The sequence below is a fragment of the Massilia sp. Dwa41.01b genome, assembly GCF_014171775.1.
Lineage (GTDB): Bacteria > Pseudomonadota > Gammaproteobacteria > Burkholderiales > Burkholderiaceae_D > Telluria.
On sequence record NZ_CP050454.1, the window covers coordinates 806,677 to 824,857 of the forward strand.

Below are 18,181 nucleotides of genomic sequence, written 5' to 3' on the forward strand. Positions count from 1 at the left end.
GGTAATCGACCTCCTATATAGACAGCGTCACTCGTTCACATGCCGCAGGCGCGTACCGCTCACGGCGCTTATCGCCAGCACGACCGCGCCGGCGGCGACGAGGACCAGCGCGGTGCGCACGCTGGTGCGCTCGGCCAGCATGCCCGCTGTCATGGCGCCGAGCGGGGCGCTGGCCACCGTCAGCGAACGCATCGTCGCCACCATCCGGCCCAGCACGGCGTCGGGCGTGACACGCTGGCGCAAGGCGACGTAGGGCACGAAGAACAGCGTTGCGCCGCAATCGAGCAGGAAGACAACGATGCCGTAGGCGATCGCGGTCGCCGCGCCGCTGCCGAACAGGCCGGCCGGAATGGCGGGCATCAGGGCGAAGCCCAGGGTGCAGACGCACAGGCCGACCAGGATTGCGCGGCCGGTGCCATAGCGTGCCGATAGCGGCTTGACGAGGATCGAGCCGGCCAGGATGCCGAGGCCGCCCAGCATTTGCGCCGTTCCCATCACGCCCGGCGCCATGCCGAGCACGCGCGTGGCGAACAGGACGTGCAGCGCGAGGTAGCCATAGAACAGCAGGTGCCAGAAGCCCGCCGTCCAGGCGAGCGTGCGCAGCAGCCGGTGATTCCAGACAAAGACCAGGCCCTCGCGGATTTCGTGCATGGGATGGGTGTTGGTGGGCGGGGGCTGCGGCTCGCGGGCACGAATCCGGCGCAAATTCCCTAACGAGGCAATGAAAGCGCCGACCGTGCACAGCAGCGCGACCGGCGCGCCGAGCAGCTGCACCAGCACGCCCGCCATGCCCGGGCCGACCAGGCGCGCTGCCGATTCGGTGGCGGCGAGCTTTGAGTGGGCATCGACCAGTCCGTTGCGGCCGACGATAAAGGTGAGGAACACCTGTTCCGCACTGCCGCCGACGACCAGGCCGCTGCCGATCACGAAGCCGACCGCATACAGCCAATGGATGCTCAGCAGACCCAGCCACCAGGCTAGCGGCACACTCGCGAGGGCGGTGGCGACCATGATGTCGCTGCACATCATGATCGGCAGGCGCCGCCGGCGGTCGAGGAGCACGCCGGAAGGCAGCCCGAACAGCAGGAAGGGGAGCGATTCGAGTGCGGCGAGCGTGCCCATCTGGCTTGGCGTCGCATGCATCAGCAGGACGGCACAGATCGGCAGGGCCAGCAGGGTGATCTGGGACCCGAAATTCATCAGCGTGCTGCTGAGCCAGAGGCGACGGAAGTCGCTGTTTTGCAGCAGGCGGTCGCTGGCCAGGGCACTGAGGGCCTTGCGGAGGGAGACGATGATGAGCTCGCGTCGAAATTGCTGAAACAGCAATGATACCCGCCTTGTTCGCGGGAGGAGGCGCTACAATCGCAGGGTGTTCAATCTACTTGAAGGGTGCCCCATGGAATATAGTGACCTGCTGATCGAAAACCACGGCAAGGTGGTCGTCATTCGCCTGAACCGTCCGAAGGCGATGAATGCGCTGAACGACAACATGATGAACGAGCTCGGCCATGCGCTCTACCAGTACGATGCCGACCCGGCCGTCAACGTCATCGTCCTGACCGGCAGCGAAAAGGTTTTTGCAGCAGGCGCCGATATCGCCGCCATGGCCAACTACACCTATGCCGACACTTATCCAGGTAACTATATTGGCCGCAACTGGGAACATATCCTCAATGTGCGCAAACCCGTGATCGGCGTCGTCGCCGGTTATGCCCTGGGCGGCGGCTGCGAGCTGGCCATGATGTGCGACTTCCTGATTGCCTCCGACGCCGCCAAGTTCGGTCAGCCGGAAATCAAGGTCGGCGTCACCCCGGGTGCGGGTGGTACCCAGCGCCTGCCGCGTGCGATCGGCAAGTCGAAAGCCATGGACATGCTGTTGACGGCGCGCATGATCGACGCGGCCGAGGCCGAGCGCACCGGGCTGGTGTCGCGCGTCTTCCCAGCCGACAGCCTGATGGAAGAGGCGCTCAAGGTGGCCAATACCATCGCCGAGATGCCGGTGTCGGTGGCGATGGCGATCAAGGATTCCGTCAACCGTGCCTACGAGACCACCCTCACCGAGGGCGTGCGTTACGAGCGGCGCTTTTTCCACGCCGCATTCGGTACGCCGGCGCAAAAAGAGGGAATGGCGGCGTTCCTGGAGAAACGCAAAGCGAATTTCGAGGGGATGTAGATTCCCGTCGGCCAATCAGGCAGCCGAGTCTGCCTGGTAATATCTTGCTGGAAATTGCAGAAAAAAAAGTGCGCAACAAGGTCTTGCGCACCCTTCGCGAACTTTGTTATGATTCGCCTCCGCTTCGGGGCTCAGTGCAAAACGTTAACGAAATCAAGTAGTTAAGTATGCAACAGGCGAAGAAGAGGAAAAAAAGAAGTTGACGACGCAAACGAAACACTGCATAATCTCACTTCTCTGCTGCTGACGAACAAAACGATTCGCGACAAAGCAGCAAGGCAGTACCGCCCTCGGCGGGAGCCAAAGTTCTTTAACAATTAACAGTCGATAAGTGTGGGCGTTTGATGAGGGTGCCGGCTGACTAGTTCAGCTGATTACTTAAATTATCAAATGTTCACAAAAGTATTAACGTTGCTTAGCAATGAGCGATGGTCAGTATCTTGAGTGGGCGACTCCGCTAGTAATAGCGGATGACACGAAAGTGTCAACAAACAGAGATTGAACTGAAGAGTTTGATCCTGGCTCAGATTGAACGCTGGCGGCATGCTTTACACATGCAAGTCGAACGGCAGCACGGGCTTCGGCCTGGTGGCGAGTGGCGAACGGGTGAGTAATATATCGGAACGTACCCAAGAGTGGGGGATAACGTAGCGAAAGTTACGCTAATACCGCATACGATCCAAGGATGAAAGCAGGGGACCGCAAGGCCTTGTGCTCCTGGAGCGGCCGATATCTGATTAGCTAGTTGGTAGGGTAAAGGCCTACCAAGGCGACGATCAGTAGCTGGTCTGAGAGGACGACCAGCCACACTGGAACTGAGACACGGTCCAGACTCCTACGGGAGGCAGCAGTGGGGAATTTTGGACAATGGGCGCAAGCCTGATCCAGCAATGCCGCGTGAGTGAAGAAGGCCTTCGGGTTGTAAAGCTCTTTTGTCAGGGAAGAAACGGTAGAGGCTAATATCCTCTGCTAATGACGGTACCTGAAGAATAAGCACCGGCTAACTACGTGCCAGCAGCCGCGGTAATACGTAGGGTGCAAGCGTTAATCGGAATTACTGGGCGTAAAGCGTGCGCAGGCGGTTTTGTAAGTCTGTCGTGAAAGCCCCGGGCTCAACCTGGGAATTGCGATGGAGACTGCAAGGCTTGAATCTGGCAGAGGGGGGTAGAATTCCACGTGTAGCAGTGAAATGCGTAGAGATGTGGAGGAACACCGATGGCGAAGGCAGCCCCCTGGGTCAAGATTGACGCTCATGCACGAAAGCGTGGGGAGCAAACAGGATTAGATACCCTGGTAGTCCACGCCCTAAACGATGTCTACTAGTTGTCGGGTTTTAATTAACTTGGTAACGCAGCTAACGCGTGAAGTAGACCGCCTGGGGAGTACGGTCGCAAGATTAAAACTCAAAGGAATTGACGGGGACCCGCACAAGCGGTGGATGATGTGGATTAATTCGATGCAACGCGAAAAACCTTACCTACCCTTGACATGTCAGGAATCCTTGAGAGATCAGGGAGTGCCCGAAAGGGAACCTGAACACAGGTGCTGCATGGCTGTCGTCAGCTCGTGTCGTGAGATGTTGGGTTAAGTCCCGCAACGAGCGCAACCCTTGTCATTAGTTGCTACGCAAGAGCACTCTAATGAGACTGCCGGTGACAAACCGGAGGAAGGTGGGGATGACGTCAAGTCCTCATGGCCCTTATGGGTAGGGCTTCACACGTCATACAATGGTACATACAGAGGGCCGCCAACCCGCGAGGGGGAGCTAATCCCAGAAAGTGTATCGTAGTCCGGATCGCAGTCTGCAACTCGACTGCGTGAAGTTGGAATCGCTAGTAATCGCGGATCAGCATGCCGCGGTGAATACGTTCCCGGGTCTTGTACACACCGCCCGTCACACCATGGGAGCGGGTTTTACCAGAAGTAGGTAGCTTAACCGCAAGGGGGGCGCTTACCACGGTAGGATTCGTGACTGGGGTGAAGTCGTAACAAGGTAGCCGTATCGGAAGGTGCGGCTGGATCACCTCCTTTCTAGAGTAGCACCGGAGTCAGCCTCAAAACTGAACTCATCATCAAGCGTTCACACTTATCGACTGTCAATAAGAACTGTATTTAGCTGAAGCGGAAAGCTTGAGCTAAGTGTAGTTTTTGTTCTTTAACAATCTGGAAGAAGTAAAGTTTTTTTAAGCGTGCAAACGCATCAGCAATGATGGGTGAGCACACTTAGGGTAGTAGTAAAGTATCAACAAACATGCAACAAGCTGTACTCCTTGAACTATGACGCTCCCTGGTGCGAACCAGGGGCTAACGTTATAGGGACAAGCGAATAAGTGCACATGGTGGATGCCTTGGCGATTACAGGCGATGAAGGACGTAGTAGCTTGCGATAAGCTGCGGGGAGTGAGCAAACACACTTTGATCCGCAGATTTCCGAATGGGGAAACCCGGCCTTTTAGGTCATTGCATACTGAATACATAGGTATGCAAAGCGAACGCGGCGAACTGAAACATCTAAGTAGCTGCAGGAAAAGAAATCAACCGAGATTCCCAAAGTAGTGGCGAGCGAAATGGGAAGAGCCTGTACGTGATAGTCGGACTGATAGTGGAAGTCTTTGGAAACAGACGCCATAGCGGGTGATAGCCCCGTACACGAAATCAGACCGGTGGTACTAAGCGTACGACAAGTAGGGCGGGACACGAGAAATCCTGTCTGAACATGGGGGGACCATCCTCCAAGGCTAAATACTCGTAATCGACCGATAGTGAACCAGTACCGTGAGGGAAAGGCGAAAAGAACCCCGGGAGGGGAGTGAAATAGATCCTGAAACCGTGTGCATACAAACAGTCGGAGCGGACTTGTTCCGTGACGGCGTACCTTTTGTATAATGGGTCAGCGACTTACATTCAGTGGCGAGGTTAACCGAATAGGGGAGCCGTAGAGAAATCGAGTCCGAACAGGGCGACAGTCGCTGGGTGTAGACCCGAAACCAAGTGATCTACCCATGGCCAGGATGAAGGTGCGGTAACACGCCCTGGAGGTCCGAACCCACTAATGTTGAAAAATTAGGGGATGAGCTGTGGGTAGGGGTGAAAGGCTAAACAAACTTGGAAATAGCTGGTTCTCTCCGAAAACTATTTAGGTAGTGCCTCAAGTATCACCATCGGGGGTAGAGCACTGTTATGGCTAGGGGGTCATTGCGACTTACCAAACCATTGCAAACTCCGAATACCGATGAGTGCGAGCTTGGGAGACAGACGTCGGGTGCTAACGTCCGGCGTCAAGAGGGAAACAACCCAGACCGCCAGCTAAGGTCCCAAAGATTGGCTAAGTGGAAAACGAAGTGGGAAGGCTAAAACAGTCAGGATGTTGGCTTAGAAGCAGCCATCATTTAAAGAAAGCGTAATAGCTCACTGATCGAGTCGTCCTGCGCGGAAGATGTAACGGGGCTAAGCCAGTCACCGAAGCTGCGGATATGCATTTATGCATATGGTAGGAGAGCGTTCTGTAAGCCTGCGAAGGTGTCTTGTAAAGGATGCTGGAGGTATCAGAAGTGCGAATGCTGACATGAGTAGCGATAATGCGGGTGAAAAGCCCGCACGCCGTAAGCCCAAGGTTTCCTGTTCAACGTTCATCGGAGCAGGGTGAGTCGGCCCCTAAGGCGAGGCAGAGATGCGTAGCTGATGGGAAGCAGGTTAATATTCCTGCACCGTCGTATGATGCGATGGGGGGACGGATCGCGGAAGGTTGTCTGACTGTTGGAATAGTCAGTTTCTGCTTCATAGAAGGCACTTAGGCAAATCCGGGTGCGTAATTCAAGGGAGCGGGACGAGCGGCCTTGTGCTGCGAAGCAATCGGAAGTGGTTCCAAGAAAAGCCTCTAAGCTTCAGTCATACGAGACCGTACCGCAAACCGACACAGGTGGGCGAGATGAGTATTCTAAGGCGCTTGAGAGAACTCGGGAGAAGGAACTCGGCAAATTGGTACCGTAACTTCGGGAAAAGGTACGCCCCGGTAGCTTGACCACTTTACTGTGGAAGGGTGAAAGGGTTGCAATAAACTGGTGGCTGCGACTGTTTAATAAAAACACAGCACTCTGCAAACACGAAAGTGGACGTATAGGGTGTGACGCCTGCCCGGTGCTGGAAGATTAAATGATGGGGTGCAAGCTCTTGATTGAAGTCCCAGTAAACGGCGGCCGTAACTATAACGGTCCTAAGGTAGCGAAATTCCTTGTCGGGTAAGTTCCGACCTGCACGAATGGCGTAACGATGGCCACACTGTCTCCTCCCGAGACTCAGCGAAGTTGAAATGTTTGTGATGATGCAATCTACCCGCGGCTAGACGGAAAGACCCCATGAACCTTTACTGTAGCTTTGCATTGGACTTTGAACCAATCTGTGTAGGATAGGTGGGAGGCTTTGAAGCGGGGACGCCAGTTCTCGTGGAGCCATCCTTGAAATACCACCCTGGTTTGTTTGAGGTTCTAACCTTGGTCCGTTATCCGGATCGGGGACAGTGCATGGTAGGCAGTTTGACTGGGGCGGTCTCCTCCTAAAGTGTAACGGAGGAGTTCGAAGGTACGCTAGGTACGGTCGGACATCGTGCTAATAGTGCAATGGCATAAGCGTGCTTAACTGCGAGACCGACAAGTCGAGCAGGTACGAAAGTAGGACATAGTGATCCGGTGGTTCTGTATGGAAGGGCCATCGCTCAACGGATAAAAGGTACTCTGGGGATAACAGGCTGATTCCTCCCAAGAGTTCATATCGACGGGGGAGTTTGGCACCTCGATGTCGGCTCATCACATCCTGGGGCTGTAGCCGGTCCCAAGGGTATGGCTGTTCGCCATTTAAAGTGGTACGTGAGCTGGGTTTAAAACGTCGTGAGACAGTTTGGTCCCTATCTGCCGTGGGCGTTGGAAATTTGAAGGGGGCTGCTCCTAGTACGAGAGGACCGGAGTGGACGAACCTCTGGTGTACCGGTTGTCACGCCAGTGGCATTGCCGGGTAGCTAAGTTCGGAAGAGATAACCGCTGAAAGCATCTAAGCGGGAAACTTGCCTTGAGATGAGATTTCCCGGAGCCTTGAGCTCCTTGAAGGGTCGTTCGAGACCAGGACGTTGATAGGCTGGGTGTGGAAGTGCAGTAATGCATTAAGCTAACCAGTACTAATTGCCCGTACGGCTTGTCCCTATAACCTTAGCAGGATGTAGATTCAAGAATACAGCGCTGTTTGTTGATACAGCTGCTACCACTTACTTCTTCCAGATTCAGAGCAGCGTTACCCACAAGGGAAACGATGCTCGTACAAGTCATGCCTGATGACCATAGCAAGTCGGTCCCACCCCTTCCCATCCCGAACAGGACCGTGAAACGACTTTGCGCCGATGATAGTGCTGCAACCAGTGTGAAAGTAGGTTATCGTCAGGCTAGTTATAAGAGAAAAACCCGCTGATTGCGATCAGCGGGTTTTTTTTCGTCTTGAAAACCCCGCCGGGTCAGGTCCGCACTGTGGAGCCTCACCTCCGCGGGGTTTTTGCGTTCGGGCGGCTGTTTTTGCGTAAGGTTCGCAACCCGTCCTCGCGGCCGCTGGTCTCGATACGCCAACGCGGAGGTAGTCTATGCATTGCTCCAGCAGCGGACTTGTGAACACGCGATCCACCCCTGCAAGCGCACGCGGAGACCGAGTCATCACTCATCCGTCGCTTCAACACAGGCTGGGCAGACACTTGTCACCGTCGCATCCCCCCCGATTATCAGGACCTCGGGTAAACAAGTGCCGCCCAGTTCTGGTATGTCTGTACCCAACTAAAAAAACAGCTGGCTTATGTACGACATTCCGATAACCCGGCGGTTCCATTCCCTCATCGATTTCTCTGCAAGCCTGCAGATCAAGGCGTGCGGCCTCGAGCCAGAACGTGCCGACGTGCATGAGTAGGCAGCACGAACCACAGTGCGATCAACAGTGCAAAGGTGCCAGCCCCCGACAAAAGGCTGAGCGGCAGCCATTCTGTGACCGCATGAACGACCGTGAACATGTCGAGGGCCAGGCCGCCGGCCAGGGGCAGGAGGGCGCCGCGGATCAGCCAGGCAGAGAGCCGGGCCATTCGCCGGTTGGCCTGGCCATGGCAGGTGCGGTAATACACCGCCGGGGTCATTACCATGGCAATCGCGGTCACCACCGTCGCCAGCCCGAGCACATGGCAAGCCTTGGCATAGTTCGCCAGTTCCGCGAACCGTTCGCTGAATACGGCGATCGTCTGGAAGCCGAATAATGCCTGGACACCAGGAAGGATGACCCGCGCTTCCTCGATGATATGACGCATTTCCGCGTCGCTGTCCTGTTCTACTGTCGCACTTTCCATAGGTGGACAGTACCTGCAAACAGGCGATTTCCGCGCACGGTTGAGCTAGATAGCGCCCACCAATGCGCCCGCGCTCGGCCCCCACACGGATCAGGCTGCCGGCGCGACAACCTGATCCCAACTCAGCGCAAAGCGCAGCAGGTATTTCTTGAGGCGGTCCGCATCGTTCGGCCTGGCTTTTGCCTCGCGTGAAACGCTGTAGAGCTTGCGTCCAGCATCGGACAGGCTTTTCGACTGGCGGCATATGGCGATCACGCTGGAGAGCTGCAGCGCATCGAACAGGTCGAGACCATCGGCCGCTTCCTGCCCGACCAGGTCCGCCAGCGCGACCGGCCCCTCGATCGCGCGCGCCGTGCGAGGACGCCATAGCCGCTGCAGGCGGGCGATTTCGTCGTCGGCAATGGCTTGCGTGACGCGCCCGGATTCGGCGAGGGTCGCCATGCGGGTGACCGACGCCCACAGGTCACGGAAATTCCCGCTCCAGGCAGCATCGGGCGACATCGCAAAGCGCATGTAACGCTCGCGCGCTTCGCGGTTCAGGCGCACCATCTGCCCGTTTTCCTCGCCGAACCGCGCGAGCAGATATTCCAGGTTCGGTTCGATGTCTTCCGCGCGCTCGCGCAGTCCCGGCAAGGCATAGGTCCACAAATTGATGCGCGCGTACAGGTCTTCGCGAAACCGTCCCGCCAGCACCTCCTGTGCCAGGTCGCGATTGGTGCCAGCAATGAGTAGGAAATCGCTGCGCACTTCGTTGTCGCTGCCGACCGGCAGGAAACGCTTCTCTTCGATGGCAGTGAGCAGCATCGCCTGCTCGTCCAGTCCCAGTTCTCCTATCTCGTCAAGGAACAACAGGCCCTTGTCGGCACTACGCAGCAGGCCGGGGCGATCGGCGGCGGCCCCGGTGAAGGCGCCTCGGGTGTGTCCGAACAGGGTGGAGGCGGCGCCGTCGCCATGCAGCGTTGCACAGTTCACTTCGACGAAACGGCCATCGATCTGGTGGCGCGCTTTTTTCAACTCGTACACCCGGCGTGCCAGGAAGGACTTGCCGGCACCGGTCGGTCCCATCAGCAGCATCGGCGCGCGCGAGCGGATGGCGACCCGCTCGATCTCGTCGATCATGGCATTGAAGCGCGGGTTGCGCGTGGCGATCCCCGACTTCAGGAAGGCGACGCCTTCGGCCTGTTCGCGCGAGTAGCGCTGGGCAATCTGGTCGTAACGCGACAAGTCCAGGTCGATCAGGGCATAGGTTCCAGGCGCTACTTGTCCCGCGCGCGGGGGTGAAGTCTGTACCAGGCGGCCCGGGAAGAAACGTGCCTCGGTCATCAGGAACATGCAGATCTGCGCAACGTGGGTGCCGGTCGTGATATGGATCCAGTAATCCTCGTTTTCCGGATCGAAGGGATAGCCTTTGGCGAAGTCGAACAGCGCGCCGTACACCTCCTCGAAATCCCAGGCGTCGCGTATTGCCAGCTGATGCGGTACTACCCGCGTCTCGGGCGATACCGAGCCGATATCAGCCGTGACCTGATCGATCAGGTTACCGATACGGCCGCTATAGAGCAGCTCGAAACGGTCGACCAGCACGTCTTCATGCTGGGTCAGCGCGACGGTCGGGCGCCAGCGCTCCCAGCGTTTTGGATCCTTGCCGCTATCGAGATTGGTGCCAACGAAGCCGAGTACCACCGTTTTCTTCATGCGTATCCGTATAAATTCTTATCTATCCGGATAATTTACCATTTGGAAACGAATTAGCAAAATAGTGTGTCGTTTACCTCTTTGCAGTAAAAACGCAGCAATAACAAGCACTTATATGAAGAGGGTGGGGCTCTGGCAAGGTGCTGGCACAGTGTTTGCAATAGAAGAGGTACAACACGAAAACGACAACCTGGGCGCAGTCCCTTCAATAAGACGAGAACGCAGAATGAAAAATCAAGACTACGATGTGATGGATGTTCCCGATGGCCGCCACCTGAAGATGTGGACCCGCGGCGTGCCGGTCGAAGAGGCGGCAAAGCAGCAGCTGACGAACACCGCGAAGATGCCCTTCGTGTACAAGCACATCGCCGTGATGCCCGATGTCCACCTCGGTAAAGGGTCGACCATCGGTTCCGTTGTGCCAACGCTGGGCGCGATCATTCCCGCGGCCGTGGGCGTGGATATCGGGTGCGGCATGATGGCGGCGAAGACCACCCTGACGGCGAACGATCTGCCGGACAGTTTGAACCCCTTGCGTACTGCAATCGAGCGCGCGATCCCGCACGGCATGTCGCCGAAGACCCGTGGATTCCGTGGCCGCGACCAGGGTTCATGGAACACGCCGCCGCAGGCCGTCGACGCTGCTTGGGCCCAATTGGCTGAAGAATTCGATACGATCTGCCTCAAAACGCCGCGGCTGCGCAATACGAATAACCATCGTCACCTGGGTACGCTCGGCGGAGGTAATCACTTCGTCGAAGTCTGCCTGGACGAGGTGGGGTTTGTCTGGTTCATGCTCCACTCGGGGTCGCGCGGCGTGGGTAACGCGATCGGCACCTATTTCATCGAATTGGCCAAACAGGACATGCGCCGCCATTTCATCAACCTGCCCGACGAGGACCTGGCGTATCTGGCGGAAGGCACGCAGCACTATGACGATTACGTCGACGCGGTAAGCTGGGCGCAGAAATTCGCGCGCACGAATCGCGAGGTCATGATGCGGAACCTGATCGCAGCCGTGCGCACGGTGATCACCAAGCCCTTCGAGACGCAAGTGGAAGCAGTGAACTGCCACCACAATTATGTGCAGAAGGAAGAGCACTTCGGGCGCGAGGTGCTAGTCACCCGCAAAGGCGCGGTGTCGGCACGTGCGGGCGAACTGGGCATCATTCCGGGCTCGATGGGCGCGAAGAGTTTTATCGTACGCGGCAAAGGGAATCCGGACAGTTTTAATAGCTGCAGCCATGGGGCCGGGCGTACCATGAGCCGCAACGAGGCGAAGCGCCGTTTTACGCTCGATGACCAGGTACGGGCGACGGAAGGTGTCGAATGTCGCAAGGATGCCGATGTCATCGACGAAATTCCGATGGCTTACAAGGATATCGACGCGGTGATGCATGCCCAGCGCGACCTGGTCGAGGTGGTGCATACGCTCAAGCAGGTGGTGTGCGTCAAAGGTTGACGTTCGCCCTATAACAATAAGAAATGGGATGTAAAAAATGATAGAACTCGATGGCGCCACCGGCGAAGGCGGCGGCCAGATACTGCGCACGGCCTTGACCCTGTCCATGATTACCGGGCAGCCTTTCCATATCGCGAATATCAGGGCGAACCGGCCCAAACCCGGATTGATGCGTCAGCACCTGGTGGCGGTCCAGGCGGCGGCCGAGGTAAGCGGCGCGACTGTCACCCATGCGCAGGTTGGCTCGACCGAGCTGACCTTTACGCCTGGGCGGATACGCGCGGGCGATTACCAGTTCGCGATCGGCACGGCCGGCAGCTGCACGCTGGTCTTGCAAACCCTGATGCTCGCCTTGCTGCATGCAGACGGTCCATCGACCATTCGCATCAGTGGCGGCACACATAACGCCATGGCGCCCCCGGTACAGTTCCTGCAGCTGGCTTACTGCCCATTGTTGGCATCCATGGGTGCGGAGGTAGAGATCGAACTTCTGCGTTACGGCTTTTATCCGGCCGGCGGAGGCAGTGTCGCAGCAAGCATCAAGCCATGCGCGAGACTAGGCCGGATTGAGCTGATGGCGCCAGGGCGCCTGGTGAGCGGGCAGGCGCAGGCATATTTTGCCGGCATTCCAGCAAGTGTCGGCACGCGAGAGCTGGACACGGTTGCAAAAATCCTGAAGTGGGAAGAGGCGCAGTTGCACATGCGCCAACTGCCGCGCGAGCAGGGGCCGGGCAACGCTTTGCTCATCACCGTCGAACATGAGGCGGTCACCGAAGTGTTTGCCGGCTTTGGCGCCAAAGGCGTCAGCGCCGAGACCGTGGCGCGCCATGCGGCATCCGAAGCGCGTGCCTACCTGGCCTCGGGCGCGGCCGTGGGCGAACACCTGGCCGACCAGTTGATGTTGCCGATGGCGTTGGCCGGAGGTGGCCGGTTCACGACATCCACCGTTTCCGGTCACGCCAGCACGAACGCGGCCGTGATCGAGCGTTTCCTTCCGGTGTCGGTATCGTTCGCAGCCGGGGAGCGGGGGTATACCTGTGCAATCGAAAGCACTTGCCAAGCCGGGTGAGCGTTTGCTATAGTTCGCCTCCGCTTCGGCGCTGATGCAAAACGTTAACGAAATCAACTAGTTAAGTATGCAACAGGCGACGAAGAGGAAAAAAGAAGTTGACGACGCAAACGAAACACTGCATAATCTCACTTCTCTGCTGCTGACGAACAAAACGATTCGCGACAAAGCAGCAAGGCAGTACCGAATAAAGTTCTTTAACAATTAACAGTCGATAAGTGTGGGCGTTTGATGAAGGTGCCAGCTGACTAGTTCAGCTGATTACTTAAATTATCAAATGTTCACAAAAGTATTAACGTTGCTCAGCAATGAGCGACGGTCAGTATCTTGAGTGGGCGACTCCGCTAGCAATAGCGGATGACACGAAAGTGTCAACAAACAGAGATTGAACTGAAGAGTTTGATCCTGGCTCAGATTGAACGCTGGCGGCATGCTTTACACATGCAAGTCGAACGGCAGCGCGGGGGCAACCCTGGCGGCGAGTGGCGAACGGGTGAGTAATATATCGGAACGTACCCAAGAGTGGGGGATAACGTAGCGAAAGTTACGCTAATACCGCATACGATCTAAGGATGAAAGCAGGGGACCGCAAGGCCTTGTGCTCCTGGAGCGGCCGATATCTGATTAGCTAGTTGGTAGGGTAAAGGCCTACCAAGGCGACGATCAGTAGCTGGTCTGAGAGGACGACCAGCCACACTGGAACTGAGACACGGTCCAGACTCCTACGGGAGGCAGCAGTGGGGAATTTTGGACAATGGGCGCAAGCCTGATCCAGCAATGCCGCGTGAGTGAAGAAGGCCTTCGGGTTGTAAAGCTCTTTTGTCAGGGAAGAAACGGTAGAGGCTAATATCCTCTGCTAATGACGGTACCTGAAGAATAAGCACCGGCTAACTACGTGCCAGCAGCCGCGGTAATACGTAGGGTGCAAGCGTTAATCGGAATTACTGGGCGTAAAGCGTGCGCAGGCGGTTTTGTAAGTCTGTCGTGAAAGCCCCGGGCTCAACCTGGGAATTGCGATGGAGACTGCAAGGCTTGAATCTGGCAGAGGGGGGTAGAATTCCACGTGTAGCAGTGAAATGCGTAGAGATGTGGAGGAACACCGATGGCGAAGGCAGCCCCCTGGGTCAAGATTGACGCTCATGCACGAAAGCGTGGGGAGCAAACAGGATTAGATACCCTGGTAGTCCACGCCCTAAACGATGTCTACTAGTTGTCGGGTTTTAATTAACTTGGTAACGCAGCTAACGCGTGAAGTAGACCGCCTGGGGAGTACGGTCGCAAGATTAAAACTCAAAGGAATTGACGGGGACCCGCACAAGCGGTGGATGATGTGGATTAATTCGATGCAACGCGAAAAACCTTACCTACCCTTGACATGTCAGGAATCCTTGAGAGATCAGGGAGTGCCCGAAAGGGAACCTGAACACAGGTGCTGCATGGCTGTCGTCAGCTCGTGTCGTGAGATGTTGGGTTAAGTCCCGCAACGAGCGCAACCCTTGTCATTAGTTGCTACGCAAGAGCACTCTAATGAGACTGCCGGTGACAAACCGGAGGAAGGTGGGGATGACGTCAAGTCCTCATGGCCCTTATGGGTAGGGCTTCACACGTCATACAATGGTACATACAGAGGGCCGCCAACCCGCGAGGGGGAGCTAATCCCAGAAAGTGTATCGTAGTCCGGATCGCAGTCTGCAACTCGACTGCGTGAAGTTGGAATCGCTAGTAATCGCGGATCAGCATGCCGCGGTGAATACGTTCCCGGGTCTTGTACACACCGCCCGTCACACCATGGGAGCGGGTTTTACCAGAAGTAGGTAGCTTAACCGCAAGGGGGGCGCTTACCACGGTAGGATTCGTGACTGGGGTGAAGTCGTAACAAGGTAGCCGTATCGGAAGGTGCGGCTGGATCACCTCCTTTCTAGAGTAGCACCGGAGTCAGCCTCAAAACTGAACTCATCATCAAGCGTCCGCACTTATCGACTGTTGAACAAGAAGAACACAGTTTCGGGGCTGTAGCTCAGCTGGTTAGAGCACCGTGTTGATAACGCGGGGGTCGTTGGTTCGAGTCCAACCAGCCCTACCAAGTTATTGGAAGTATCCGATAAGGGGGATTAGCTCAGCTGGGAGAGCACCTGCTTTGCAAGCAGGGGGTCGTCGGTTCGATCCCGTCATCCTCCACCACCACTTGGTAGTATCGAAGAGCCTGAAAGTACAAACGTAAGCAAGTCGTTGAAGACTGCCGCTTAGGTTTGGTCTTTTAGAGATCACTGTTGTTCTGTTCTTTAACAATCTGGAAGAAGTAAAGTTTTTTTAAGCGTGCATGTAAAAATGCACACTTAGGGTAGTAGTAAAAGTATCAACAAACATGCAACAAGCTGTACTCCTTGAACTATGACGCTCCCTGGTGCGAACCAGGGGCTAACGTTATAGGGACAAGCGAATAAGTGCACATGGTGGATGCCTTGGCGATTACAGGCGATGAAGGACGTAGTAGCTTGCGATAAGCTGCGGGGAGTGAGCAAACACACTTTGATCCGCAGATTTCCGAATGGGGAAACCCGGCCTTTTAGGTCATTGCATGCTGAATACATAGGCATGCAAAGCGAACGCGGCGAACTGAAACATCTAAGTAGCTGCAGGAAAAGAAATCAACCGAGATTCCCAAAGTAGTGGCGAGCGAAATGGGAAGAGCCTGTACGTGATAGTCGACTGGATAGTGGAACGGATTGGAAACTCCGGCCATAGAGGGTGATAGCCCCTTACACGAAATTCAGACGGTGGTACTAAGCGTACGACAAGTAGGGCGGGACACGAGAAATCCTGTCTGAACATGGGGGGACCATCCTCCAAGGCTAAATACTCGTAATCGACCGATAGTGAACCAGTACCGTGAGGGAAAGGCGAAAAGAACCCCGGGAGGGGAGTGAAATAGATCCTGAAACCGTGTGCATACAAACAGTCGGAGCGGACTTGTTCCGTGACGGCGTACCTTTTGTATAATGGGTCAGCGACTTACATTCAGTGGCGAGGTTAACCGAATAGGGGAGCCGTAGAGAAATCGAGTCCGAACAGGGCGACAGTCGCTGGGTGTAGACCCGAAACCAAGTGATCTACCCATGGCCAGGATGAAGGTGCGGTAACACGCCCTGGAGGTCCGAACCCACTAATGTTGAAAAATTAGGGGATGAGCTGTGGGTAGGGGTGAAAGGCTAAACAAACTTGGAAATAGCTGGTTCTCTCCGAAAACTATTTAGGTAGTGCCTCAAGTATCACCATCGGGGGTAGAGCACTGTTATGGCTAGGGGGTCATTGCGACTTACCAAACCATTGCAAACTCCGAATACCGATGAGTGCGAGCTTGGGAGACAGACGTCGGGTGCTAACGTCCGGCGTCAAGAGGGAAACAACCCAGACCGCCAGCTAAGGTCCCAAAGATTGGCTAAGTGGAAAACGAAGTGGGAAGGCTAAAACAGTCAGGATGTTGGCTTAGAAGCAGCCATCATTTAAAGAAAGCGTAATAGCTCACTGATCGAGTCGTCCTGCGCGGAAGATGTAACGGGGCTAAGCCAGTCACCGAAGCTGCGGATATCCTTTATTGGATATGGTAGGAGAGCGTTCTGTAAGCCTGCGAAGGTGTCTTGTAAAGGATGCTGGAGGTATCAGAAGTGCGAATGCTGACATGAGTAGCGATAATGCGGGTGAAAAGCCCGCACGCCGTAAGCCCAAGGTTTCCTGTTCAACGTTCATCGGAGCAGGGTGAGTCGGCCCCTAAGGCGAGGCAGAGATGCGTAGCTGATGGGAAGCAGGTTAATATTCCTGCACCGTCGTATGATGCGATGGGGGGACGGATCGCGGAAGGTTGTCTGACTGTTGGAATAGTCAGTTTCTGCTTCATAGAAGGCACTTAGGCAAATCCGGGTGCGTAATTCAAGGGAGTGGGACGAGCGGCCTTGTGCTGCGAAGCAATCGGAAGTGGTTCCAAGAAAAGCCTCTAAGCTTCAGTCATACGAGACCGTACCGCAAACCGACACAGGTGGGCGAGATGAGTATTCTAAGGCGCTTGAGAGAACTCGGGAGAAGGAACTCGGCAAATTGGTACCGTAACTTCGGGAAAAGGTACGCCCCGGTAGCTTGACCACTTTACTGTGGAAGGGCGAAAGGGTTGCAATAAACTGGTGGCTGCGACTGTTTAATAAAAACACAGCACTCTGCAAACACGAAAGTGGACGTATAGGGTGTGACGCCTGCCCGGTGCTGGAAGATTAAATGATGGGGTGCAAGCTCTTGATTGAAGTCCCAGTAAACGGCGGCCGTAACTATAACGGTCCTAAGGTAGCGAAATTCCTTGTCGGGTAAGTTCCGACCTGCACGAATGGCGTAACGATGGCCACACTGTCTCCTCCCGAGACTCAGCGAAGTTGAAATGTTTGTGATGATGCAATCTACCCGCGGCTAGACGGAAAGACCCCATGAACCTTTACTGTAGCTTTGCATTGGACTTTGAACCAATCTGTGTAGGATAGGTGGGAGGCTTTGAAGCGGGGACGCCAGTTCTCGTGGAGCCATCCTTGAAATACCACCCTGGTTTGTTTGAGGTTCTAACCTTGGTCCGTTATCCGGATCGGGGACAGTGCATGGTAGGCAGTTTGACTGGGGCGGTCTCCTCCTAAAGTGTAACGGAGGAGTTCGAAGGTACGCTAGGTACGGTCGGACATCGTGCTAATAGTGCAATGGCATAAGCGTGCTTAACTGCGAGACCGACAAGTCGAGCAGGTACGAAAGTAGGACATAGTGATCCGGTGGTTCTGTATGGAAGGGCCATCGCTCAACGGATAAAAGGTACTCTGGGGATAACAGGCTGATTCCTCCCAAGAGTTCATATCGACGGGGGAGTTTGGCACCTCGATGTCGGCTCATCACATCCTGGGGCTGTAGCCGGTCCCAAGGGTATGGCTGTTCGCCATTTAAAGTGGTACGTGAGCTGGGTTTAAAACGTCGTGAGACAGTTTGGTCCCTATCTGCCGTGGGCGTTGGAAATTTGAAGGGGGCTGCTCCTAGTACGAGAGGACCGGAGTGGACGAACCTCTGGTGTACCGGTTGTCACGCCAGTGGCATTGCCGGGTAGCTAAGTTCGGAAGAGATAACCGCTGAAAGCATCTAAGCGGGAAACTTGCCTTGAGATGAGATTTCCCGGAGCCTTGAGCTCCTTGAAGGGTCGTTCGAGACCAGGACGTTGATAGGCTGGGTGTGGAAGTGCAGTAATGCATTAAGCTAACCAGTACTAATTGCCCGTACGGCTTGTCCCTATAACCTTAGCAGGATGTAGATTCAAGAATACAGCGCTGTTTGTTGATACAGCTGCTACCACTTACTTCTTCCAGATTCAGAGCAGCGTTACCGATTGCGGAAACGATGCTC

At 55.7% G+C, this 18,181-nt stretch carries 6 protein-coding genes, 2 tRNA genes and 5 rRNA genes; 10 read left to right on the forward strand and 3 right to left on the reverse strand.

Annotation, left to right across the window (positions count from 1 at the left end; all coding sequences use genetic code 11):
• Positions 1–27 precede the first annotated feature (27 nt).
• Positions 28–1,326, reverse strand: a complete 1,299-nt coding sequence (locus G4G28_RS03695; protein WP_229425435.1) for an MFS transporter — start codon at positions 1,324–1,326, stop codon at positions 28–30.
• Positions 1,327–1,396: 70 nt separating this feature from the next.
• Here G4G28_RS03695 and G4G28_RS03700 point away from each other — a divergent pair, with 70 nt between their 5' ends.
• From G4G28_RS03700 to rrf, 4 genes are all read left to right on the forward strand, one after another.
• The gene (locus tag G4G28_RS03700; RefSeq protein ID WP_182990895.1) at positions 1,397–2,173 is read left to right on the forward strand and encodes an enoyl-CoA hydratase; all 777 of its coding nucleotides are present in this window, start codon (positions 1,397–1,399) and stop codon (positions 2,171–2,173) included.
• Between the two features lie 500 nt (positions 2,174–2,673).
• Positions 2,674–4,204, forward strand: a 16S ribosomal RNA gene (locus G4G28_RS03705).
• Positions 4,205–4,489: 285 nt separating this feature from the next.
• Positions 4,490–7,365: ribosomal RNA gene (locus tag G4G28_RS03710) — 23S ribosomal RNA — on the forward strand.
• A gap of 124 nt (positions 7,366–7,489) precedes the next feature.
• A 5S ribosomal RNA gene (gene rrf, locus G4G28_RS03715) occupies positions 7,490–7,602 on the forward strand.
• The 16S, 23S and 5S rRNA genes sit together here, the layout of an rRNA operon.
• A 461-nt stretch (positions 7,603–8,063) precedes the next feature.
• On the opposite strand, the gene G4G28_RS03720 is transcribed toward rrf, so the two are convergent.
• On the reverse strand, positions 8,064–8,537 hold the full coding sequence (locus G4G28_RS03720) for a DUF6328 family protein (protein ID WP_182990896.1): 474 nt from the start codon (positions 8,535–8,537) through the stop codon (positions 8,064–8,066).
• A gap of 90 nt (positions 8,538–8,627) precedes the next feature.
• Complete coding sequence (rtcR, locus tag G4G28_RS03725) at positions 8,628–10,232, reverse strand: RNA repair transcriptional activator RtcR (RefSeq protein ID WP_182990897.1); 1,605 nt, start codon at positions 10,230–10,232, stop codon at positions 8,628–8,630.
• A gap of 226 nt (positions 10,233–10,458) precedes the next feature.
• On the opposite strand from rtcR, the gene G4G28_RS03730 reads away from it, so the two are divergent.
• The 6 genes from G4G28_RS03730 to G4G28_RS03755 all read left to right on the forward strand — a co-directional run bounded on the left by G4G28_RS03730 (position 10,459) and on the right by G4G28_RS03755 (position 18,069).
• Entirely contained in the window at positions 10,459–11,694 is a 1,236-nt protein-coding gene (locus tag G4G28_RS03730) for an RtcB family protein (RefSeq protein ID WP_182990898.1), read from the forward strand.
• A gap of 37 nt (positions 11,695–11,731) precedes the next feature.
• Positions 11,732–12,763 carry an RNA 3'-terminal phosphate cyclase gene (gene rtcA, locus G4G28_RS03735; RefSeq protein WP_182990899.1) on the forward strand — a complete coding sequence of 344 codons (1,032 nt, stop codon included), beginning with the start codon at positions 11,732–11,734 and terminating at the stop codon, positions 12,761–12,763.
• A 387-nt stretch (positions 12,764–13,150) separates the two neighbouring features.
• A 16S ribosomal RNA gene (locus G4G28_RS03740) occupies positions 13,151–14,681 on the forward strand.
• A gap of 88 nt (positions 14,682–14,769) precedes the next feature.
• Positions 14,770–14,846, forward strand: a tRNA-Ile gene (locus G4G28_RS03745).
• 22 nt (positions 14,847–14,868) lie between these two features.
• Positions 14,869–14,944: transfer RNA gene (locus G4G28_RS03750), tRNA-Ala, on the forward strand.
• Between the two features lie 249 nt (positions 14,945–15,193).
• Positions 15,194–18,069: ribosomal RNA gene (locus tag G4G28_RS03755) — 23S ribosomal RNA — on the forward strand.
• The last annotated feature ends 112 nt before the right edge of the window (positions 18,070–18,181 follow it).